Below are 22,386 nucleotides of genomic sequence, written 5' to 3'. Positions count from 1 at the left end.
ACGGGACACACGTGAACACGAACACCGTGGGTGACCGGACGGACCGGGAGCCGGTCCTGGACCTGCACCAGATCCAGGGCAACATCCTGGTTCCGTTCGGCACCCCGTTCCAGTCGTTTCTCCACCTGGCTCTGGACCGCGCCGACGCCGGGGCGTGGGTGGCGCGCGTGCTCCCCGAGATCACCTCGACCCGGTCCCTGATCGACGCGCGCCGGGCGGGCGGGCCCCGCACCGCTGTGGGCCTGTCCCTGTCCGCGCCGGGCCTGCGTGCCCTGGGCGCGCGCCCCGACACCCTGCTCGACGTCCCCTTCCAGGACGGTCTGGCGGCCCGCTCCACCCTGCTCGGGGACCCCCACGACCCCGACGACCCGGGGCACGCGCGGAACTGGCCGTCCGGCGGTCCGGGGACGACGGCGGACGCGCTCCTCGTCGTGGGCGCGGACACGGCCGAGGCCGTCGCCGCCCTGGCCGACCGGCTGCTGTCCGGGAGGGGGGCGCCACGGGTCCTGCACCACGACCGGTGCGCGGCCCTGCCCGGCCCGGACGGCGACCGCGAGCACTTCGGGTACCGGGACCCCGTCTCCCAGCCCGCCGTGCGCGGGGTGGCCGCCGACACGGGCGAGCCCCTGTGCCCGGTCACCGACCCGGGTCGGCCGGAGGAGGCGCTGCCCGGGCAGAAGCGGCTCTGGCCCGGCGAGTTCGTGTTCGGCCACCCCGGGCAGGACCCGGTGGCGTTCGCCCCGCCGGGAACCGTCGCCTCCGGCGGCCCCGCGTGGACGGACAACGGTTCGCTGCTGGTCGTACGCCGCTACCGCCAGGACGTGGCCGGGTTCCTGGGCTTCGCCGCGCGCACCAGCGCCGAGCTGGAGCGGCGGGGGCTGCCGGGATGGTCGCCGGACGCGGTGTCGGCCCGGCTCTTCGGGCGCTGGCGCGACGGCACCCCGCTCAGCCTGAGTCCGAAGGGACCGGACCCGGCGCTGAGCGGCTGCCCCCTGTCCGTGAACGACTTCGGGTTCACCGGGCTGCGCGGCCCCGTGGACGACACGGCGGGGCACCGCGTCCCGGTCGGCGCGCACATCCGCAAGGCCTACCCCCGTGACCACACGACCGACCTGGAGACGCTGGCCAGCATCGAGACCCACCGTCTGTTGCGCCGGGGCATGCCCTACACCGGCCCGGACGGGGAGACCGGCATGGTCTTCGCCTGCTACCAGACCTCCATCGAGCGCCAGTTCGAGTTCGTGGTGCGCTCCTGGCTCAACAACCCCTACCAGCAGCACGAGGGCGACAACCACGACCCGATCGTCGGCCGTCCCCACCGCCCCGTGGGCGACGCCGTCCCGCGCGAGTTCGTGTTCCGCGTCCCCTCCGACGACCCCGCCGGGGCGGAGGTCCGGGTGCCGCTCCCCCGGCACTTCACCGTTCCCCGGGGCGGCGGCTACTTCCTCACCCCCTCGCTGTCGGCCCTGGAGACCCTCGCGGGGCCGACCGCGCACCGACCCCTCGGAGGATCCCCATGACCGTGCCCTCGCCCACCGTCGAGGTGGAGGCCAGCCCGGACGCCCGCAGGATCGTTCTGACCCTCCCTCTGGAGGCCCCGAAGGCCCGCGTGTGGGCCGCCCTGACCGAGCACGCGTCCGTGAGCCGGTGGCTGACCCCGGTCGCACCCGACCCGGACTCGGCCCGGAGCCACCGGCTCACCTTCGAGTACGAGGGGACCACGCACACCAAGACCTTCGCCGTGACGACCTGCGCACGGGAGGAGTGCCTGGCGGGCACCCTGCACGACCCGGGCTTCCCCGACTCGTCCCTGGAGGCCAGGATCGACGGGACCCGGCTGGTGTTCACCCACTCCGAGGTGCCCGAGGAGCTGTTCGAGGGCTATCGGGCCGGTTGGACCCACTACCTGGGCGCCCTGCGCGGCGAGCTGGTCGGCGGCTTCGAGGGCGGGCGCCCGTGAGGCGCACGGGACTCCGCGTCGCGGTGATCACCGCGCGCACCGCGTACGCCGGGTGCCGGGCCCTGCCCCACCTGCTGCGCTGGTACCGCTCCCCCCGGGACCCCGGGCGCGCGCCCGAGCGGGTGGGCGGAGCCGTCGCCGACCTGTGCGCGGGGCTGGGCCCCGCGTTCGTGAAGCTGGGCCAGCTGGTCTCGACCCGTGAGGACCTCCTGCACCAGGACACGTGCCGGGTGATGCGCGAACGGCTCGCCCTGGGGCACGGGCTGGACCCCGACGGGGCGGGCGCCGGGGTCCACCGGCGGGCGGGCAGCATCGCGGTGGTGGAGCGGCGTTCCGGCCCCTCGGGGGACGTGGCGGTCAAGACCTGCCACCCGCGCGTGCGGGAACGGCTGGAGGCCGACCTGGCCGTCGTGGAGGCGGCGGCCCGGCTGGTCGCCCGTCTGCCCGTGTGCCGGGACGTGCCCGTGGTCGCGCTCGCGGACGACTTCTGCGCCGTGGTGCGCCGACAGACCGACCTCGCGGCCGAACGCACCGCCCTGGAACGGTTCGCCGTCCTGGAGGACCGCCACCCCGTGGTCTTCCCCCGCCCGCTGGGCGATCCCGCCGAACAGGACCGCGACACCCTGGTCATGGAGTGGCTGCCCGGTCAGGAGGACGCGCGGACCCACCATCCCGGGGCCCGGGGCGGCCGCCTGCTGCTCACCCTGGTGTTCGAGATGCTGTTCACTGCGGGCGAGGTCCACTGCGACCTGCACCCGGGCAACTGGTGGTTCCTCAGCGACGGCCGCCTGGCGGTCGTGGACGGCGGGTTCACCTACTCCCTCGACCGGGAGACGCAGGAGCACTTCACCGAGTTCTTCCTGGGGATGGCGGCGGGCAACTCCGAGGTGTGCGCCGACCACGCCCTGGCGGTGAGCATGAAACCGGTGTCGGCCGAGGACGAGAGGGGGTTCCGTCGCGAACTCGACCACCTCATCACCGAGGTGCACGGCCTGACGGCGGGTTCGTTCAGCCTCGCCGCGTTCATCGCGGACTTCTTCCTCATCCAGCGGCGCCACAACGCCTACTCCCGGACCTCCTTCGTGTTCCCGCTGGTGGCGCTCCTGGCCGTCGAGGGACAGGTCAAGCAGGTCTGCCCGGAACTGAACTTCCAGGCGGTCGCGCATCCGGTCATCCTCCGGGGGCTGCTGGCCCGCAACCGCAAGCCCACCTGGTGACACACGCCCGCACACCACGGAGTGATCCACAGTGCCCCCACCTGCCACCCCGGTGACCTCGGGAGGCGGCTCCCACCCCGCCGACCTGGTCTTCCACGACACCTGTGGGTCCCTCCCCGACACGGGTCCCCGTCCCGTGCGCACGGCCTTCGACACCGGTCCGGGCGGGGCGCGGGTGCGCACCGGCTCGCGGTGGTCTCCGGGGGACGGGGCCCGGCTGCTGGCGGCGATCGCCGCGGCGAAGCGGGACCGGCGCCCCCTGGAGGTCGTCGAGCACGGCCTCCGCCTCTCCGGGGTGCTGGCGGCGGCCGCCGCCGAGTCACCGCGTCTGCGCGTGCGCGTACGGACCGGGCGGGCCGCCCTCGGCACTTCCGCGTCCTCCCCCGCCTCCCGGGGCCCGGTGGACGCCGGTTCCTGGGTGCACGTCCCGGACCTGCGGTGGCGCCCGCTGCGGCCGGGGCCGGTGGTGGTCACCGGCGGGCTGGGCGGGATCGGCCTGCGCCTGGCGGCGGAGTTCGCGGCGCTGGGTCACCCCGTGGCCCTCGTCGACCGGACGGCCGAGCACGACCTGGGACCGGAATCCCGCCGGGCCCTGGAGCGGGTGCGGTCCACCGCGCCCACCACGGTGGTCCGCGCCGACCTGGACCGGGCCGACCCCACCGATCTCCTCCCCCTCCTGCCGGAACGTCCCGCCTACCTGGTGCACGCGGCCGGGGAGCTGTCGCTGGGGCGACTGGACCGCACCTCGGGCGCGGACCTGGACCGGGCGGCGCTGGGACGCCGGGGCCAGCTGGTGCGGCTGGTGGAGGCGCTGGGGCGGGGACCGCTGGAGGCGGTGCTGGTCCTGGGGTCGTCCGAGAGCCGCGCCAGCCACACCGGGTTCGGCGCGTACGGGCTCTCGCACACCTGTACCCGGGCCGCGGTGCGGGACCTGGCGCACCGCTTCCCCCGGACCCGGTTCACGGTGGCGGAGTGGACGCTGTGGAGCGAGGTCGGCATGGCGGCCGCGACGGCGGGTCCGGGGCTGAGGGCGGCCGGGTTCGCGACGGTGTCCCCGGCCTGGGGGGCGCGGGCCGCCGTCCGGTTGCTCGGCCAGCCCGGCACCGAGGACCGGCACGGCGCCGCCCGGGTGTTCGCGCTGGGCGGCCCCCGCCTGGACGCGAGGTTCGACGCCGTGGCGGTGGTCGGCGGTGTGGGCGGCGCGGCGATGGTGGGCGGCCGGGCCCCGGAGCGGTCCGTGTCCCGCCTGGTGCGGGGCTGCCTCCCGGGGCTGCGGGAGGTCGCGGTGGAGCCGCCCCGGCTGCGCTCCCGTACCCCGAGGGCGCTGCGCGCGCTGGTCGGCCCGCGGGGGCTGCGGCTCTGGTCCTCGGCGGTCGCGGACTGGCGGCCGGACGGGGAGTACGAGGCGCTGCTCCCGTTCTGAGGTACCGCACCCGTGAGGAGGCAGGAGGCAGAGGGTGGAACCGATCCGACGCGCGATACCGCTGCGAGCGGCGCCGGACCAGGTGTGGACGGCGCTCACGGCCCCGTCCCGGGTGGGCCGGTGGCTGGGCGGACTGGACGAGGACAGCACACCGGGCGTGCGGCACGCGTGGGTGCTGACGACCGACGCCGTGGAGTACGTGCGGCTGTGGGTGGAGCACGTGGACCCGGGGCGCGCGCTCACCCTGCGCTGGTCGGAGTTCGGGGTGGAGCCGCCCAGCCTGGTCCGCCTGTCGGTGGAGCCCGGTCCGGTCGGTGCGGTGCTGTGGGTGCGGGAGAGCTTCCCCTCGCCCCGGTCGGTGCCGCGCGTGAGCCGGGAGGTGTTCTGGGACGACTGCGCGGAGCGGCTGCGCCGCCACCTGGACCCGGAGACGCCCGACGCCGACGGGGTGCGCTCCATCGAAGTCGGTGTGCGGGTCCCGTCGGCGTCCTGGCTCCCGCTGCACCGGGGCAACGTGTTCCAGTGGCTGCCGGTGAGCGGGACGGGGTACCCGCCGACGGCCTTCTACGTGGTGGACGGGGCCGGACCGTGGCGGTTCCCGATCCGCAGGGTGGAGGACTACTTCGACGAACGCCTCACCCTCACCATCGATGTGGGCGCCGGACTGACCCGCGCGGTGGTGCGCACCCACCACGACGGCACGGGTGTGCTGCTGTCCGTGCGGCACACGGACTGGCCCACGGATCAAGGGATCCGAGGTAAAATGACCCGATTGCGCGACGTGTTCGAGATCACCTGGCGGGAGAGCTTGGCCAAGGCCGTGAGCGCGGCCGGTGGCGAGGGAGGACCGCGTGTCCGTTGACCAGACGACCGTCCCGACCACCGTGCCGGGTGTGTCGGCCCAGCGTGAGGCCGTGTTGCTCACGGTCGCCGCGATTCGTGAGGACCTGGCCTCGCCCCACCTGCTGGCCGACATGGCCGCCTCGGGTTTCTACAGCCAGTTCCACTTCCACCGCTTCTTCACGCGGCACACCGGGACGACCCCCGGCCGGTTCCTGACCGCCCTGCGCATGCAGGAGGCCAAACGGCTCCTGGCCCACACCTCCGCGACCGTCATGAGCGTCAGCGACGAGATCGGCTACCAGAGCATCGGGTCCTTCACCACCCAGTTCACCCGGCTGGTGGGCACCTCTCCGGGCCGGTTCCGCGAGCTGGTGGACTCCCTCGCCGGGCACCGGCTGACCGACCCCGACCTGGACCGCGCCCGGAACGCGGACCAGCGCCCGCTGGGCTGCTCCCTCTCCGTGGCCGACGGCGTCGGATCGGACCTGACGGACCGGATCTCCTTCGTCGGGCTCTTCGGGGCGGGTCTGCCCCAGGGCGGGCTCTCCGGGTTCGGCATCGTCCAGGGTTCCTCCGGCACGGTGGCCGCGGGGGCGCACTCCGGCCCCCGGCCGAGCCGGACCGAACTGTTCCTCATGTCGCTGCCCGGGAGCGCCGACCTCACCGACCTGGCGGTGGGCGGGGGCGACGGGCTGCTGGTGAGCCGGGGCCGCGTGGTCGGTACGAGCGACAGTGCGGACCTCGTCCTGCGTGAGACCGGTCCGCTGGACCCGCCGGTGGTCTCCGCCGCCCCCGCCCTCCACCTGCGCGCCTTCCTGGGCTCCGGTCGACGCGGCTGAGCCGCCGCCCCACCGGACGGAGGGCGACGGCTCCGAGGCGCGGGTCCCCGGTGCCGGGTCAGAACCCGTTCTGGATCTCCACCGACGGCATGAGGTCGCGCAGGGTCCCCTCCACCACCAGCAGGGCCGACAACGGGAACACGAACTCGGCCCGTGAGTGCACGCCGTGGCGCGTCTGGAGTTCGAAGACGCCGTTGCCGAACTCGGCCATCGTGAACACCCCGTCGCCCGAGGCGCGCCTGGCCACGTGGGCGGCCATCGCCGTGACGAACTCCTCCCGCCGCGCGGCTTCGACCGGTTCGAGGGCCGTGTCGGCCATGATCTCGCCGCAGGTCCGCCCGTCGCCGAGCGCCACCGCCCGGAAGAAGCGGTCCAGGTGGTCTCGGGTGGTGTCCGAGACGCGCACGGCGTACCCGGCGTCCAGCAGGACGACCGCGCCGTTGCCGTGCACGTACAGGTTGCCCGGGTGCAGGTCGCAGTGGACGAACCCGTCGTCGAAGACCATCCGCCGCACCGCCCGCAGGGCTCGGCGCGCGGCCACCGCCTGGGCCGTGGGAGAGAAGCCGCCGGGCGGTCCCTCCCCCAGTCCGGGCACGTAGTCGGTGACCAGGACGCTGGGGCCGCACAGCCGGGGGCGCAGGCCCGGGATCAGCACCCCCGGCATTCCGGACAGGTGGCGCTCCAGGGTGCGGTGGTGGTCGGCCTCGGCGGTGTAGTCGGTCTGCGCGAGGATCACCGCGCTGACGTGGTCGACCAGATCGGCCAGGGGGCGGCCGCCGGTGCCGTCGAAGCGCACGGCGAGTGCGGCGGCGGCGCGCAGCAGCCGCAGGTCCGCGGTCATCACCCGGTCGACCCCCGGGCGACGCAGCTTCACCGCCACCTCGTCCGGGCCGTGGCGTCCCAGGTAGACGCAGCCGACCGTGCCGGACCCGAGCAGGACCCCGGTGACCTCGACCTCGGCCAGGGCGGGCACCTCCGCCCTGGCCCGGGCCAGGGCCCTGGCCCGGTGCCGTTCGGACATGGGTCTGGACCGGTCGTGGAGCACGGACAGGGCGTCGGCCCACTCCGGGCCGATCATGTCGCGGCGGGCGCCGACGAGCTGCCCCGCCTTCGCCGCGGTGGGCCCGAGGGCCTGGAGGCCGCCCGTCACGGCGCGGGCAGCCCCGCGTCGCGCTCCTCGGCGGCCGCCGAGGACCAGCCCGACGGCGGCCCCGGCCAGGGCGGTGACGGCCGTACCGACCCCGACGAGGGCGATCGCGCCCAGGCGGCGGGCGAGGACCGCCCGGCCGAGGGGAGGCGCGGGAACGGCGGTCGGTCCCGGGTCGGCCACCCCGGCGGCCGACCGGCCACCCGGGGTGATCACCGGCTCCACGCGTGGGGCCCCGGGCCGTCACCGGGAGCCCCGTCGGGGCCACCGGGGCCACCGGGGCCACCGGGGCCACCGGGGCCACCGGGGCCACCGGGGCCACCGCCCAACATCATGGCCAACCGCTGGAAGGCCGAGGTCCAGAAGGTGACGAGCAGGCCCCGGTCCACGGGGGCGTGTTCGAGCTGCCCGAACTGCTCCCATCCGGAGTGGAAGACCTGGAGGACGCTGCGCCCGAGCCCGGCGGGTTCGATCCACAGGTGGCAGGAGAGCGGTCCGGGCCAGCTCGGACGGCTCAGCTCGAACTCCAGGCGCGGCTGGAAGGAGGGGAAGCTCTGGTTGGCCTCGACGTGCTCGACCACGGTGATGCGCGCGACGCCGCTGGCGTCACCGAGGGTGAAGTCCACCTGCCCGCCCGGGTCGAGGGTGCCGGAGCTGCGGCCCAGCCAGAACTGGAGGGCCGGCACGCTGGTCAGGGCGGACCACGCCTCGAAGGTGCTCACCGGCAGCTCGGTCTGCACATAGGGGCCCATACGGCGCCAGGTCCAGCGCTGACGCCGCCCGGTCCGCAGGTGTTCGGCCAGCTGGTCGAGGATGCCGGGCCAACCCATCCCGTTCCAGGACCGCCAGTCCGAGGGCGGGTTGGTGGCGCGTTCGACGACGCGCACGCGGACGACCGCGCCGGGCAGCTGGGACAGCTCCCAGCGGACGGTGGTGGCGGGTCCCACCCCGACCCAGCGCCACAGGTACTCCAGGAGCGCGGCGCCGTCGTTCGGGGGTTCGGTGACGGTGGTGCGGCACCAGAAGAACTCGCCGTCCTCGAAGTCCAGGGTGCTCTCCCGTCCCGGCGCCGCCCAGAACTCGTCGGCGTCGGCCAGCCACTGGGCGACGGTGTAGGGGTCGGTGAGGGCGCGCCACACGTCGTCGACGCTGTGACCGCGTACGTGGACGTCGCTGACCAGTTCCTCCCATCGGCGCTGGGAGACGGGGTGGGCGCCGGTGGAGCCCAGGGGTGGGAAGGGCAGGACCTCGTGGGGGAACTGCGGGCCGTCGGGGGGACCCGAGTCCAGGGGCGGCCGGGGGTCCCGGGTCTCGTCGGGGGCGGACTCCACGGACATGGGCGGTGTCTCCGTTCGGTGGGGGGCGGTGGACACGCGTCGGCGGGCGGACCGGCACGGGGCCGGTCCGCCCGCGGACGGGGATCAGGCGAAGCGCTCGGGGGGCAGGTAGCCGCCCATGTTGAACTTCAGGCTGGTCAGGTAGGCCAGCGGCTGGTCCCAGGGGGTCCTGACGTCGTAGAGCGGCAGCATCCGGTAGATCTGGCCCTTGCCGGGGGCACCCGCCGGGGGGATGGAGCGCACGTCGTCGATGGTGAGGATGACCGGTTCGCGGTTGAACAGGCGGGTGCCGAGCTTGGGGATGTCGAACATGCAGCCGACCGCCATCCGGCAGGCCTTGGCCGAGGGGCCCTCACCGGCGTAGGGGTCGAAGGGCGTCCGGATCTGACCGGCGGAGAGGTACTCCGGGTTGAGGGTCACCGTGATGGTGCCCAGCTCCTCGGAGGCACCGGTCATGTGCATCTCGATGAGGTTGGTGTAGACCTCGGCGCCGGACCACTCCTCGTCCGTGGCGGGGGAACGCACCACGCGGACCCAGCCGTCGAACTCCACGTCGAACTCTCCGACGCCGGGGATGGCGAAGGTGTCCCAGGAGTGCAGTCCCAGGTTGTCGATCCCCGGTTCGGGGGCCTTCCACTTGACGACGGGCGAGCCCTCGTACAGGTTCGGTACTCCGTCGGTGTCCACGGGGCGGCCGAGCAGGGTCTTCTTTTCGGACATGACTTTCGTGCCTTTCACGTGAGGGTGCTCGGGGAGAGGGGGACCCGTGGGGTGCCTCAGACGCGCCCGGGGCGGTGGTCGGAGCAGGTGCGCCCGGGCTCGTCGGGGATGCCGTCCTGGTCGCTGTCGAGCTCACCGTCGACGGTGCTGTACACGTCGCGGGAGTTGAGGTCGATCCGGCCGTCCCCGTCCCAGTCGTTGAGCTTGCCCTTGAAGGTGCCGAGGATGAAGACGTTGGTCTTCGGTCCCACCTCGGGGTCGTGCAGGGTCGACAGGATGCCGTTGCCGGGGGCGAGGATCTCGGTGATGTCCTTGTCCACCATGTTCGCGACGTCGGTGTAGCCCCAGCCCTGGAAGCGGCCCCGCACGTAGCGGATGGCGGACTCGCCGCGCACCTTGATGTCGGGGTCCAGGAACCACGTGCCGAAGCGCGCGAAGCCGATGTCGGTCTGCCGGGTGCCCTGGCTGGGGTCGGCGGCGCGACCGGAGTGGTAGAAGGTGCGCGGGACCTGGGACTCGAAGTAGAAGTTCCCCCGGTCCGCCCTGGTCCGGTCGGTGAAGCCCCGGAACAGGTAGTTGTCCATGTGCCGGGTGCCGTCCTCGTACAGGCCGTCGATGGTCTTGGCCATGAGGAGCTGGCGTTCGCGGGTGGCGACGTTGGGGCAGGCGTGGGCCTGGCCGTAGACGCGGGCCAGCCCGCGCGGGCCGAGGGAGAGCTTGCCCCAGTGCCGGTTGGTGTCGTCCAGGCGGACGTAGAGGTCGCAGTGGATGAGCAGGTAGATGGTCTCGTCGAAGGTACGGCCCTCGGTGAAGACCGCCTCGCGGGAGTCGAAGGCGGGGTCACCGGTCTGGAGCTCGCTGAGGAAGAGCTTGGACCACTCCGCGATCTCCGGGTCGGGGTCGTCGAGGAAGCGGGAGAGGGTGCTCATGGCGTGCGGTCCGCCGAGCTTCTCGATGGCCCACAGGGTGTCCCACCGGATCTCGCGGTCCTTCTCCGTGCGGACGACGCGCTCCAGCACCTCGAAGACGTCGGCCGGGTCGCGGTCGGCGTACTCGAACACGGCCTGTTCCCGCGCGACCGGGTCGGGGTGGTTGAGGGCGTCGCGCGCCAGTTCCTCGTCGGTCCTGGTGTCCAGGCGCACGGCGGCCTTGTTCAGCGCGTACCCGAAGTCGCTCTGCCAGGCGGCCGGGTCGCCGGCGACCAGGCGCGGGTCCATGCTGAGCGTCGTGCGATAGGAGAAGTTGAGCGCGTCGCGCTGTTCCGTGGCCAGTTCGGTCAGTGGGGGCTGACCGGCCAGGGCCGCGCGCGCCTCGGCGTCCTCGGGGTTCGGTGGCGGTTGTTTGTGCGCCAGGTCGATCGCCATCTGATCTCTCCTTAAGCGGGGTTAATCGGCACCGTGGATTATGTGTCCCAAGATAGGAGAGGAGCCTCCCGGATCCCTTCTCATGCATTGCGCCGAACCGCCGTGACACAGGAAATGTGAACTGACAACACCACCCCGCACACCACCCACCGAGCCGGGGAATATCCCACCCCGCCTCACTCTCCGCAAGAATGCATAACGCTCGGCACCCCTTGCGAAACCGAGTTCCAATGTGCGCGTTGTGTGCACACATGGACTCCAGTGAAAACAGGAGCCCCAACAGGGCGCCCCCAAACCTCGAAGACGGGTCGAACTCGCAGGGTAAGCGCGCGAACACGCGCGCCCGACCGTGGAAGCGCATTGCACTCCCCCGGCCTGGACCTCCGCAACTTCCGGAGTGTTCTTTCGCCCTTCCGAGGCCGAAGAAAGAGCAATACGGGAGATGCCGACCGCCACTTCGATAGCCAAGATTGAGCGACGGCCCCGGCCGTGAACGAACCCCCGACCGTCCTGTGCGCCCTGAACCCAGATTCCCCCGGCATCACGAGGAGTAGCATTGCGCGAATCAGTCCGTGAGGCAGTTTTGGTGATTCACAGGCGATTTTCGGAGCCCATCACTCTGAACGACGTCGCGGCGGAGGTATTCGTCAGCCCCTTCCACCTGTCGCGGGTCTTCTCCCAGGAGATCGGCGTCCCGCCGGGGCGGTACCTGTCGGCCGTTCGCATGTTCGAGGCCAAGAAGCTCCTCGTCGCCTCCCGCATGACCGTCTGTGACATCGTCTACAGCGTCGGGTACAACAGCGTCGGCACCTTCACCAGCCGGTTCAGCCGAGCCACGGGCATGACCCCCCGCCAGTACCGTCGGCCCGAGGTCGAGCGCCTGCTCGTGGCCGCCTCCGGCGGGTTCAGCCGGATGCCCCCGCTCAAGGAGTTGAACCGTCCGTCCCAGCAGCCCGGGGCGGCCCGCCCCGCCGAGCACACCGGCTCGCTCAGCGGCGTCGTCGAGCTCCCGTGGCACCGCCCCGGAACCAACCTGTTCATCGGCCTCTACCGCGATCCCATCCCCCAGCGGGCACCCGTCGCGCACCTGGCGCTGCCCGCCGACGCCAGCACCCGCTTCACCTTCCCCTCGGTCCCCGCCGGAGCGTGGACGGTGATGGCCGTCGCGATGCCGCCGGGCACCGCCGCCAACAGCGCCGACGTCCTCGTCGGCGCGCCCGCCGCCCGGGTCACCGTCCGCCCCGGCACCGGCACGCGGACGCGCTTCACGATGCGGCGGCTGACCAACACGGACGCCCCCATCGCGGTGACGCTGCGGACCCCTCCCTCGGCCGTCCCCCACCCCGAACGGCCCCTGCCCCGGCAGCGCACGTCCACCGACGCCACACTCTCCGGGAGCCCCAGATGATCACCGTCGTGCGGTCCCTGCGACGCCGCGTCCTCACCCCGAACACGGCCGAGACCCGCGTCAGCACGCGGGGGTTCCACCCGGGACGGCCGACCGAGCGCCACATGATCGAGACCGTGGGCGCGTACTTCCTCACCGGGTACGGCCACGCCGTGGAGACCGGCTCCACCGAGCGGGTCGGCCCGCTGCTGGAGGACGTGCCGGAGCGCTATCGCGGTTTCGCCCACGAGGGCGCCGCCATGGGCTTCGCCGTCATGGACGGCCTCACCCGGCGGGGCGGACGGCTGGGCGCCTTCCTCCGGGGCACCGGGGACCCCCACCTGTACATGGCCTACGTGGGTGCGGGCTGGGCCATGGCGCGCCTGCCCCGGCCGCTGTGGCCGGACCCCGCGGGTTTCGACCCCGTGCTGCGGTGGCTGGTCCTGGACGGCTACGGGTTCCACCAGGCCTACTTCCGCACGGACCGGTTCGTGCGGGCGCAGGGGTCCGATCCCCGGCCCGCCCGATGGTCCGGCGACCCGGCCTACGCGGCCCGGGCCGTGGACCAGGGGGTGGGGCGGGCGCTCTGGTTCGTGGCCTGCGCCGACCCCGGCCGCGCCGCCGACCTGGTGGAGTCCTTCCCCGACGAGCGCAGGGCCGACCTGTACGGCGGGCTCGGTCTGGCGGCCACCTACGCGGGCGGCGGCGCGGACGGGCTGGCCGAGCTGTGCGAGCGGGCGGGGGAGCACCGCCCCTGGCTGGCCCAGGGCAGCGCCTTCGCCGCCGAGGCCCGGGCCCGCGCGGGTCTGGTGGTCCCCCATGTGGGTGTCGCCACCGCGGCGCTGTGCCACAGCACGCCTGAGGAGGCGGCCGCCCTGGCCAGGGAGACCCGGCCCCGAGAGGAGCGGCCGGGCGACTCCGTGCCCGCCTACGAGACCTGGCGCGCGCGGTTGGCGGATCGGCTGACGCGGTGAGCCCCCGGCGGGTGGACCCCCGGGTGCGCCCCGCCCTCATCAGGGTGGCGGCCCGGCTTCTGTCCGCCGAGGGGCCCGGCGCCCTGACCACCCGCCGGGTGGCCCGCGAGGCGGGGTGTTCGACCATGGCCGTGTACACCCACTTCGACGGCATGCCCGGGCTGGTGCGGGCGATGGTCCATGAGGGGTTCTCCCGGCTGCACGCGCACTTCGCGCGGGTGGCTCCCAGCGCGGACCCGGTCGCCGACCTCGCCCTGTTCGGGCGCGCCTACCGCCTGAACGCGGTCTCCAACCCCCACCTGTACGCGGTGATGTTCGGCGCCGCGTCCCTGGGCGGGTTCACCCTGACCGAGGAGGACCGCCAGCACGGCCGGTACACGATGGTCGGGGTGATCGAGTGCGTGGGCCGGTGCGTCGGGTCCGGCCGGTTCCGCGACGCCGACAGCGCGATGGTCGCGCACCACATGTGGAGCGCCGTCCACGGGCTGGCCTCCCTGGAGCTGGGTGACTACCTGGTCGAGCCCTACGGGGCCGACTCCTGCTTCGAGACCCAGCTGTGCGCGCTGATGACGGGTGCGGGCGACCGCCCGGAGAGCGCGTCCCGCTCCGTCACCGCCTCGGGGGCGACCTTCCGGTCGGTCTTCGGCCCACCCGGCGCACGGGTTCCGCGCGGGGAGGCGGCGCGCAGCTCTCCGTGAACGAACAGGAGGGCCTCGGACCCCGTCCCCGGGAGGGCGGTGACCACCCGGCCCAGGAGGATCGCGTGGTCACCGCCCGGGTAGCACCGTTCCACCTCGCACTCCAGCCAGCCCAGGGAGCCGGACAGCAGGGGCGCTCCGGTCCGGGGGCCCGGCGCCCAGCCGAACCCGGAGAACTGGGCCGGTCCGTCGGGACGGGTCTTGTCCGCGAAGTGACGGGCCGCCCCCTCCTGTCCCGCCGCCAGCAGGGACACCCCGAAGGTCCCGGTTCCGGTCACGGCACCGTACAGGCGCGCGCTGAGCGAGACGCAGCACAGCACCAGCGGGGGGTCGAGCGAGACCGAGGTGAAGGCGTTCGCGGTCATGCCGTGGGGGGCGTCGCCGCCCACGGTCAGGACGGTGACGCCGGTGGCGAAGCGGGACATCACCCCGCGCAGCCCGGCCATCAGCCACCCGCCGGGTGCGGGGCCGCCGTCGAGAACGGCGCGAGCGCGCGGCGCAGTCCGTCGGGGACCCGGGCCGGAACGGTGGCGTTGTTGGGGCCGCGCATGCAGGCCACCCGCTGCCCGCCGCGGGCCACGAGGGTCTCCCCGGCGGCCTCCAGGCGGACGTAGTCGAAGGCGAACGCGATCTGGGTCTGGGTCAGCTCCTCCAGGCGCATGCGTACCGCGAGTTCGTCGAAGGCGGTCGTCTCCGTCAGGAAGTCGCAGTCCACGCGGAGCGTGAACAGCTTCAGGTCCTCGCGCAGCTCGCCGAGGATACCGGGGGCGTGCTCCCGGAGGAACATCTCGCGGCACCTCCCCTGCCAGCGCAGGTAGTGGGCGTAGTAGACGTTGCCGACGAGGTTGGTCTCCTCCAGGCCGACGACGTGGCGCATCTCGTAGTAGCCGTGGTGGACGTTCACGGTCGCGGTTCCTCTCGGGTCGGGTGGGTGGTGCCGGGCGCGCGGTCGGACACCGCGACGACCACGGGCGGGCCCTCGTTCGCCAGGCGGGTCGACCAGGTGGCGATCCTGACCTCCCCGCAGGTCAGGACGGTCCAGCCGTCGGGGTCGACCCGCTCCAGGGTGAGGGCCCTGGTGGCCGTGCCGGTCTTGCGCAGGCACTCCAGCGCTCCCCACACCCGTGTCCCGGTGACCGCGGGGTCCTCGCCGGTCTCTCGGGAGAGGAGGTCAGCGACGGCCAGGGCGGCGGGGCCGAGCAGGTCGGCCCAGACGGCCCGTGGGCGTTCGGTGGCGCTCTCGATGTCGCAGCCGAGCGGTTCCGGGCCGGTGACGGCCATCGTCACCCCGGCGCCGTGGGAGACCGAGACGTGCGCACCGGCCGCCTCGGGACGGCCGTCCGCCCGGTGCCGGAGTGCGGCGGGGCGGTCCAGGAGCCGGCTGACGGCCAGCTCGGACCGGGCGCGCCGCTCCTCGGTGGAGCGGGATCCGCCGGGAGTGGTGGCGGGCTCCGGTTCCACGGCGACCGCGATCCCTGGTCCCAGCACCCTCTCCAGCGAACGTTCGAGGTGGGGGCCGAGCAGCGCCGGGAGCCAGGGGCCCCGGCCTCCGCGTGAGCGCACCGCCCGCAGACGCAGTCCCTCCCAGCGTTCGACCACCCGGCCCGAGGGGTCGCGCACGTCCACGTCGTAGGTGAGGGAGTCGCCGTCCCGGGCGCGTTCCCGAGCGTCCACGACCAGGGGGCCGTCGTACCGGTCGCCGGGGTCGGCGGGGCGGAGGCGGTCCACGCGTTCGGGGAGCAGGACGGCGTCGGGTACGCCGGTCTGAAGCGCGTGCATGACGGTGTCCCGCGCGCCCGGGTCGGCCAGGACGAGGTCCTGGGGCAGGTAGGGGGCGAACCACGCGGCGGCGCCGGTGGCGTGCGCCTCGACCTCGGCCACCGTGTGACGCGCGCTCACCTTCCGGTAGGCCAGCAGGCGCTGGAACAGTTTGCCCTGGAAGAGCAGGCCTCCGTAGAGGTCGGTGGCGGGGTCCAGGGGTACGCGGGGCAGCGCGGGCCCGGTGCGGCGGCCGCCCCGCTCGGAGACCGTGTCCGGGGCGGGCCAGCGCAGGACGGCCCGGAAGTGGTCGGTGGCGTACCCGGTCTCCTCACTGCGCACCGCGACGTCCACCGTGCCGGGGTCCCGCAGCAGCGCGGCGACCCGGACGGTGGTGCTCCCCGTGGGCGAGACCGTGACGGGGCGCAGGAACTCGGCGTCCTCCAGCACGGGGACTCCCGTGTGGCCGCTGAGGGCGGCGGCGGTCTGGGCCATCGCCTCCATGCCCAGGACGGCGGGCAGGAGGGCGTCGCCGTCCAGCATGTGGTCGGCCAGGTAGGGGTCGCTCGCGGCCGACAGCTCCGTCTCCGTGATCAGCTCGACGCCGGGGTAGTGCACCACGGCGCGGTCCACGAACCGTCCCAGCGGAAGTTCCGCGGGCCGGTGGAGCGTGGGCGCGGGACCGGTGCGGCCGCTGACGACCACCACGGGTCCGGGGTCGGGGTGGGAGAGGAGTCGGCGCAGTTCCCGGACGCCCTCGTCCACGGAGATGGGCGTGACGCCCTCGCGGCCCAGCGCCTCGACCACGCCCATCCGCTCGCCCATGCCCGCTCCGGACCACACCGACCACTCCACCGCCAGGACGCGGGTGTGCGGGTGGCGTCGGCCGTACTCGGCGGTCAGGGCGCTCATGCGGTCGTTGGCCAGGGCGTAGTGGGCCTCGCCGCGCAGCCCCGCGCGTCCGATGACGCTGCCGAAGGTGACCAGAAGGCGGAGTCGGCCGGGGTCGACGGCGTCCAGCACCGCGCGCAGTCCGTCGGTCTTGGGGGCGAGCGTGGCGTGGACGGCGTCGGGGGTGAGTGCGCCGAGCGGCGCGGGTTCGTTGCGCCCGGCGCCGTGCAGCACCGCGGTGACCGGTCCCAGTCCGGCCGCGCGTTCGACGGCCTCCCGGACCTGGTCGGGCCGGGTGACGTCGGCGCGTTCGTAGCGGTGGCGCACCCCGGCGGCGGTGAGCCGTTCCAGGTTGGCCGCCAGCTCGGGGTCGGCGGCGGGGTCGGCGCGGCCCAGGAGGAGCAGGCTGAGGCCGTGCTCGTCGGCCAGGGCCCGGGCGCACTCCCCCGTGATGCCCTTGCCCCCGCCGGTGACCAGGAGGACGTCGTCCGGGCCGAGGACGGGGTCCCGCACGGGTTCGTCCCCCTGCGGGAGGACGGTCAGGACCGGGACGGCGCGGGACCCGTCGGCGCCGTGCCGGGACTCGGCGTAGGCGGTGGTGGCGGCGGTCTCGGCGACGACCGTCGTGATCAGGCCGCGGACCTCCTCGGAGCCGGTCGGGGCCGTGTCGGCCGCCTCCACGACGGTGACGGGTGTGTGGGGAGCCTCCAGGTGCAGGGTGCGCGCGAGCCCGGACACCAGGGGGCGGTCCTGGAGGACGACCAGCCGTACCCCGCGCCGTTCGGCCTCCTGGGCGGCGGTGAGCGCCGACGCGGTCTCCTCGCCGTCGGGGACGAGGAGGACGCCCGCACCGATCCCGGCGCCGGACAGCGCGGTACGCAGGGGTTCGGCCACGGGGTGACCCGGGGGCGCGTACACGGACCAGGGGGCGGACGCGGCCCGGACCGGGGCCGTCGGTGCCGCAGGGGGCGGGGACTGCCGGTGGCCGACCCGGAAGGAGCGTACCCAGGGCCCGATTCCGGCGGGTTCCCCAGCGGGCCCGGTCCCCGAACCGGCGGTACCGGCCAGGTCGTCGATGGTCGCGGCGAGGTCGGCCAGGCTGGAGGTGGCGTAGCCGCTGGTCGCCTCCAACGGCGGCAGGCCCTTGGCGCGCGTGGCCTCGTTGACGATCTGGCCGACGGTGATGGAGCTCAGGTGCAGTTCGTCGAGCGGCCGGGTGTGCTCGGTGACGGTGTCCACCGGCAGTTCGACCCGCGCGGCCACGAGTTCGCGCAGGAGCTGGAGGGTGTCCGTCCCCTCCGCGACGGTCGGTTCGGGTGCGGTGGCGGGTGTGTCCCCGGCGGCGGGCTCGGGCGCGGACCCGGTCGTGGCTGCGTCCCCCTCCCGGAGCGGCACCGGGGCGCTCTCACAGGGGTTCGCGAGGAAGGTGAACGTCTCCGGCAGTTCCCTGGTGAGGCGGCCCCGGAAGAGGCTTTCGGTGTCCAACGGCGCCCCCAGCGCGAAGGCGGCCCCCAGAGCGTTCAGGAGCGGTCGCAGGGAGGCGGAGTCGGTGTCGGTGGGCAGCACGCGGACGTCGGCGGCGGCGCGCGCGGTGAGGTCCGAGAGGACCCTGCCGGGCCCCACCTCCAGGAAGAGGTCGGTGTCGGTCGCCGCGCGGGTCACCGCTTCGTGGAAGAGGACCGGCCGCACCACCTGGTCGCGCAGCAGGTTCCGCAGCGGTGTGTCGTGCGCGAGGTCGGTGCCGGTGACGGTGGAGACGACCCTCCCGTTCAGGGGCGCGAAGGTGGTCTCGGAGAGGAGGCGGTCCAGCGCGGTGGCGGCCGGGGCCACCAGCGGCGAGTGGAAGGCGTGGGAGACGTTGATCCGCGCCGAGGAGACACCCCGCTCCTTCGCCAGGGACCGGAGGCGTTCGACCCCGGCGACCGGCCCGGAGACGACCGTCTGGTCCGGTCCGTTGTGGCCCGCGACGACCACCTCCTCTCCGGGTGCGGCGGCGAGCTCCCGAAGCAGGAGGGCGACCCGCTCGGGTCCGGCCGACAGTCCGGCCATGGCGCCGTTCCCCGTTCCGGTGGCCGCCATGGCGCGGCCCCGGCCGGAGGCCACCGACAGGAGGCGTTCGGCGTCCATGGCCCCGGCCCAGTGCAGCGCGGTGAGCTCACCGAGGCTGTGGCCGACGGCGGTCTCCGCCGACACCCCCAGTTCCTCCAGAACGGCCAGCGCCGCCAGGGAGCCCGCGACGATCCGGGGCTGGGCGACCTCGGTGGCCGCCGGGTCGGCTCCCTCGGGCAGGTCCGCGCGGGACAGGGCCGCCTCGGCACGGGCGAAGCGGCTGCGCACCGCGCCCCGCCGTCCGTGTCCCGACCCCTGCCCCGGGAACAGGAAGGTGATCCGGGGCGCCCGGTCGTGGCGAGCGAAGAAGGTCCCGGACGCCGCCGAGAACACCTCGGTCACACCCTTGTCCAGGCGGTCCGTCAGGGCCGTGGCCGCCCGGGCCGCCGAGCGCGGGTCGGCGGCGACCAGCGCGCAGCGCACGGGCCGACCCGCCAGGCGGCGCGCCAGGGACGCGGCCAGGTCGGTGAGTTCGGCGTAGGAGAGCCGGGGCAGCAGGTCGGCCAGACGGCCGAGCTCCCGCCGCAGGCCCTCGGCCGAGTCCGCGTCCAGGAGCAGGAGCTCGGCGTCCTGCCGCCCCGCGACCACGGCCCGGGCACGGGCGTCGGGACCGGTGGCGTGGCCGGGCGCGGCCTCCAGCGCGACGTGGGCGTTGATCCCCCCGAAGCCCATGGCCGACACCCCGGCGCGCACGGGGTGGTCCCCGGGCCAGGGCTCGGCCCGCTCGGGGACGCGGAGGACGGGCGAATCCCCCGTCAGGAGCGGGTGGGGGTCGTGGTGGGCGGTGCCCGGCGGGATGGTGCCGTGGTGGACGGCCAGGGTCGCCTTGATGAGCCCGGCCACCCCGGCGGCGGCCTTGGTGTGGCCGATGTTGGCCTTGACGGTTCCCAGTGCGGCGGGACGGGAGGGACGCGGCCCCCGGGCGTGGGACAGCGCGGCGATCTCGGTGGCGTCGCCCAGCGCGGTCCCGGTGCCGTGCCCCTCGAAGTAGCCGACGGTGTCGGCTCCGTACCCCGCCCGCTGGTAGGCGCGCCGGAGCGCGAGGCCGTGGCCGGTCTCCTCGGGCCTGGTCATACTGCCGCGTCCGTCGGAGGAGACCGCCCAGCCCGTGACCAGCGCGTAGACGCGGGCGCCGCGCGCGCGGGCGTCCTCCTCACGCATGAGGACGACGGCGCCCGAGCCCTCGCCGGGCCAGAAGCCGTTGGAGGAGCGGTCGTAGACGCGCATCTCGCCGGTGGCCAGGGCCCCGGTCCGCGCGAAGCCGACGAGTTCGAAGGGGTCGACGGACAGGTCCACTCCCCCGGCGAGCGCCACGTCCAGGTCCCCGTCGATCAACGCCCGCGCGGCGGTGGTGACCGCCAGCAAGGAGGAGGAGCAGGCGCCGTCGACGGTGTAGCCGCCGCCGTTGAGGTCGAAGTGGTTGCACAGGCGTCCGGCGATGGTGTTGGAGAGCCCACCGGCGAGCGTGTCCTCGTCCACCTCCGGGAAGGGGCGCTTGTAGGAGGTCTCCAGCTCTGCGAGGAAGGGCGCGGACTCCTCGGCGCCCCAGCCCCGCTCCCGGAGCGCGGCGGCCAGGGTGCGGCGGACGTAGGGCCAGCGCAGGCGCATCGCGTTCGCCCGGGAGAACTCGCCGGTGAGGCTGTTTCCCAGGACGACCCCGGTGGTGGCGCGGGGCAGCCCCTCGCCCCCGGGGTGGCCGGCGTCGGCCAGGGCCCGGTCCGCCGTCTCCAGGGCGAGCCAGTGCGTCATGTCCGTGGACCGGAAGGTGCTGCCGGCCACCCGGTGCTTCTTCCGGTCGAATGTGAATCCGCGGAGAAGTGCCGCCCGGTCAGAATAGAAACGGTCGGGCGCGTCCGGGTCGGGCGACCAGTAGTCGTCCAGACTGAGGCGTTCGGAGGGGAGCGCGCGGAAGGCCCTGCGGCCCGCCAACACGTTCTCCCACAGCTGTTCGGGCGTGTCGGCGTCCGGGTAGCAGAGGCCGATGCCCACGATCGCGATCCGCTCGCCGCCCATGGGGCACCTCCGGTCCGTGGGAACAACAGGAATGACTTCTGTTCGCGCGGTCCAGCATGAATCGGCGCCCCGTTGCTTTCTTCTTCGTTTTTGCGAAGGAGGGCCTTTTATGGGGTAACGCTGTTATATTCCTGAATTCGGGCCCCGGGTTCCGCGCGGCCCCCGGAGAGCGGGGCGAGGTGCCCGCGACCCCCGTGAGGGCTACCGCTGGTTGCAGGCGCGGGGCCCGTTCGTATGATGTTTACCAGCCGGTAACGTACTGGCGAGTAGGCACCGTCGCCTCACTCTCCTTCTCCCGAGCACGAAGCCGCTTTCCCCCAAAGGGCCGTCAGGCCCCCCGCAGCGAAGGCACAACGAGTTCAGGAAAACCACATGCGAACACTGGGAACAGCCGCCGCGGCACTCGCCGTCGCGGTACTCGCCGCCTCCTGCGGCGCCTCCGAGTCGTCCGACGAGGAGACCTCCCCCGGCGCCGCCACCACGGGGGTCACCGACGACAGCGTCGTCATCGGGACCCACCAACCGCTGACCGGACCGGCCTCCCCGGGGTTCGTGCACGTCTCCACCGGGGCCAGCGCCGTCTTCGACTACGTCAACGACAACGGCGGCATCCACGGCAGGCGGATCGACTACCGGGTCGAGGACGACGGTTTCGACCCCGCGCGGACCATGGACGCCACGCGCTCCCTGATCGACGACGAGATCTTCGCGCTCCTCGGCGGTCTGGGCACCCCCACCCACGAGTCGGTCATCGAGGAGCTGAACGACGAGGGCGTCCCCGACCTCTTCGTCTCCTCCGGCGCACTGGCGTGGGACCAGCCCGAGGAGTACCCCCACAGCTACGGCTTCCAGGTGGACTACTCCAAGGAGGCCAAGGTCCAGGGCGCCTACATCGCGGAGAACTTCCCCGGTGACGACGTCGGCCTCCTCTACCAGAACGACGACGTCGGCCCCGCCTCGCACGCGGGGATCGAGCAGTACCTCATGGACGACATCGTCGCCTGGGAGTCCTACGACCCCGGCGTCCCCGAGCTGGACGGCCAGGTGGCCGAGCTCAAGGCGGCCGACGCCGACGTCGCGGTCTGCTACTGCATCCCGGCCTTCCTCGGCCTGGCCATCCTCGAGGCCCGGTCGATCGGCTACGAACCGCAGTGGGTGGCGCCCAGCTTCGGCGGCGACGTGGAGATCGTCTCCCAGCTCATCGAGGAGTACGCCGAGGGCACACCGGCCGAGGACGTGCCACCGGAGGCCTTCACCGACGGACTCATCATCACCGCCTTCCTCCCGATGGCCGCCCAGAGCGACGACCCGTGGACCGCCTTCTACCGGGAGATCCACGAGGAGTACAACGAGGGCGCGCCCTTCACCGACACCACGGTGTACGGCATGGTGCAGGCGACCCTGTTCGCCCAGCTGCTCATGGAGGTCGGCCCCGACCTGGACCGCGAGCGGCTGCTGCGGACCCTCAACTCACGGGAGTGGACCGGCCCCGGCCTGGTGCCCTTCGTCGCCACCGAGAACGACCACAGCGGCTACTCCGGGGTGATGGTGGTGCGCAACCGCGCCGGTGAGGAGCCCGAGGTCCTCCAGGAACCCCGGGTCACCGACAGCGACGGCGGGGAGATCCTCCCCTTCGAGCTGGACCGGCCCGACCCGGACGAGGTTCCCCTGTTCGGCTGAGCCTGCGAACGGCGGGCCGGGCCGCA

The 22,386-nt window shown here is 73.8% G+C and carries 16 protein-coding genes and 1 pseudogene; 10 read left to right on the top strand and 7 right to left on the bottom strand.

Translation table 11 applies throughout. The features are described 5' to 3' along the window. The first annotated feature begins 11 nt into the window (after window positions 1–11). From AC0VYL_RS11150 to AC0VYL_RS11125, 6 genes are read left to right on the top strand one after another with little or no spacing between them, the layout of a single operon-like run. The gene (locus AC0VYL_RS11150) at window positions 12–1,520 is read left to right on the top strand and encodes a Dyp-type peroxidase (RefSeq protein ID WP_475483069.1); all 1,509 of its coding nucleotides are present in this window, start codon (window positions 12–14) and stop codon (window positions 1,518–1,520) included. Beyond that, entirely contained in the window at window positions 1,517–1,960 is a 444-nt protein-coding gene (locus tag AC0VYL_RS11145; protein ID WP_475483068.1) for an SRPBCC family protein, read from the top strand. The genes AC0VYL_RS11150 and AC0VYL_RS11145 overlap by 4 nt, the downstream gene beginning before the upstream one ends. Next, the gene (locus tag AC0VYL_RS11140) at window positions 1,957–3,177 is read left to right on the top strand and encodes an AarF/UbiB family protein (RefSeq protein ID WP_475483067.1); all 1,221 of its coding nucleotides are present in this window, start codon (window positions 1,957–1,959) and stop codon (window positions 3,175–3,177) included. Before AC0VYL_RS11145 ends, AC0VYL_RS11140 begins: the two co-directional genes overlap by 4 nt. Window positions 3,178–3,208: 31 nt before the next feature. Continuing rightward, window positions 3,209–4,600, top strand: a complete 1,392-nt coding sequence (locus AC0VYL_RS11135) for a KR domain-containing protein (RefSeq protein WP_475483066.1) — start codon at window positions 3,209–3,211, stop codon at window positions 4,598–4,600. 34 nt (window positions 4,601–4,634) lie between these two features. Next, the gene (locus AC0VYL_RS11130) at window positions 4,635–5,462 is read left to right on the top strand and encodes an SRPBCC domain-containing protein (protein ID WP_475483065.1); all 828 of its coding nucleotides are present in this window, start codon (window positions 4,635–4,637) and stop codon (window positions 5,460–5,462) included. Then, window positions 5,452–6,282, top strand: coding sequence for a helix-turn-helix domain-containing protein (locus tag AC0VYL_RS11125; protein WP_475483064.1), 831 nt, complete (start codon window positions 5,452–5,454; stop codon window positions 6,280–6,282). Before AC0VYL_RS11130 ends, AC0VYL_RS11125 begins: the two co-directional genes overlap by 11 nt. 58 nt (window positions 6,283–6,340) lie before the next feature. Here the strand turns inward: AC0VYL_RS11125 and AC0VYL_RS11120 are convergent, their stop codons facing one another. The 4 genes from AC0VYL_RS11120 to AC0VYL_RS11105 all read right to left on the bottom strand — a co-directional run bounded on the left by AC0VYL_RS11120 (window position 6,341) and on the right by AC0VYL_RS11105 (window position 10,850). Next, a complete protein-coding gene (locus AC0VYL_RS11120; protein WP_475483063.1) occupies window positions 6,341–7,645 on the bottom strand; it encodes an AarF/UbiB family protein in 1,305 nt (434 codons plus the stop codon). After that, entirely contained in the window at window positions 7,642–8,766 is a 1,125-nt protein-coding gene (locus AC0VYL_RS11115) for an SRPBCC domain-containing protein (RefSeq protein WP_475483062.1), read from the bottom strand. Before AC0VYL_RS11115 ends, AC0VYL_RS11120 begins: the two co-directional genes overlap by 4 nt. Before the next feature lie 84 nt (window positions 8,767–8,850). Continuing rightward, window positions 8,851–9,486 (bottom strand): DUF6073 family protein, encoded by a 636-nt coding sequence (locus AC0VYL_RS11110; protein ID WP_387518557.1) that lies wholly within the window; start codon window positions 9,484–9,486, stop codon window positions 8,851–8,853. A 56-nt stretch (window positions 9,487–9,542) separates the two neighbouring features. Further along, a complete protein-coding gene (locus tag AC0VYL_RS11105; RefSeq protein WP_475462555.1) occupies window positions 9,543–10,850 on the bottom strand; it encodes a HEAT repeat domain-containing protein in 1,308 nt (435 codons plus the stop codon). 586 nt (window positions 10,851–11,436) lie between these two features. Here AC0VYL_RS11105 and AC0VYL_RS11100 point away from each other — a divergent pair. Genes AC0VYL_RS11100 through AC0VYL_RS11090 form a run of 3 tightly spaced genes read left to right on the top strand, consistent with a single transcriptional unit; the run spans window position 11,437 to window position 13,909 of the window. Beyond that, window positions 11,437–12,258, top strand: coding sequence for a helix-turn-helix domain-containing protein (locus AC0VYL_RS11100; protein ID WP_475462554.1), 822 nt, complete (start codon window positions 11,437–11,439; stop codon window positions 12,256–12,258). Beyond that, window positions 12,255–13,211: a DUF1702 family protein gene (locus AC0VYL_RS11095; RefSeq protein ID WP_475483061.1), complete on the top strand. Its 957-nt coding sequence runs from the start codon at window positions 12,255–12,257 to the stop codon at window positions 13,209–13,211. Before AC0VYL_RS11100 ends, AC0VYL_RS11095 begins: the two co-directional genes overlap by 4 nt. Beyond that, window positions 13,208–13,909: a TetR/AcrR family transcriptional regulator gene (locus tag AC0VYL_RS11090; protein ID WP_475483060.1), complete on the top strand. Its 702-nt coding sequence runs from the start codon at window positions 13,208–13,210 to the stop codon at window positions 13,907–13,909. Before AC0VYL_RS11095 ends, AC0VYL_RS11090 begins: the two co-directional genes overlap by 4 nt. A gap of 41 nt (window positions 13,910–13,950) precedes the next feature. Here AC0VYL_RS11090 and AC0VYL_RS11085 read toward each other — a convergent pair. The 3 genes and pseudogenes from AC0VYL_RS11085 to AC0VYL_RS11075 form a co-directional block, all read right to left on the bottom strand. Continuing rightward, window positions 13,951–14,274: pseudogene (locus tag AC0VYL_RS11085) on the bottom strand (flavin reductase family protein); the annotation flags it as partial. Window positions 14,275–14,354: 80 nt separating this feature from the next. Further along, the gene (locus AC0VYL_RS11080) at window positions 14,355–14,813 is read right to left on the bottom strand and encodes an acyl-CoA thioesterase (protein WP_475462551.1); all 459 of its coding nucleotides are present in this window, start codon (window positions 14,811–14,813) and stop codon (window positions 14,355–14,357) included. Beyond that, entirely contained in the window at window positions 14,810–20,680 is a 5,871-nt protein-coding gene (locus tag AC0VYL_RS11075) for an SDR family NAD(P)-dependent oxidoreductase (RefSeq protein ID WP_475483059.1), read from the bottom strand. The genes AC0VYL_RS11080 and AC0VYL_RS11075 overlap by 4 nt, the downstream gene beginning before the upstream one ends. Before the next feature lie 372 nt (window positions 20,681–21,052). Between AC0VYL_RS11075 and AC0VYL_RS11070 the strand changes: the two genes are divergently transcribed. Beyond that, window positions 21,053–22,360 carry an ABC transporter substrate-binding protein gene (locus tag AC0VYL_RS11070; RefSeq protein ID WP_475483058.1) on the top strand — a complete coding sequence of 436 codons (1,308 nt, stop codon included), beginning with the start codon at window positions 21,053–21,055 and terminating at the stop codon, window positions 22,358–22,360. Window positions 22,361–22,386 lie beyond the last annotated feature (26 nt).

The organism is Nocardiopsis sp. iso_238 (genome assembly GCF_056173325.1).
Note: the sequence above shows the minus strand (reverse complement) of the source record. Positions and strands in the feature narration are given on the sequence as shown.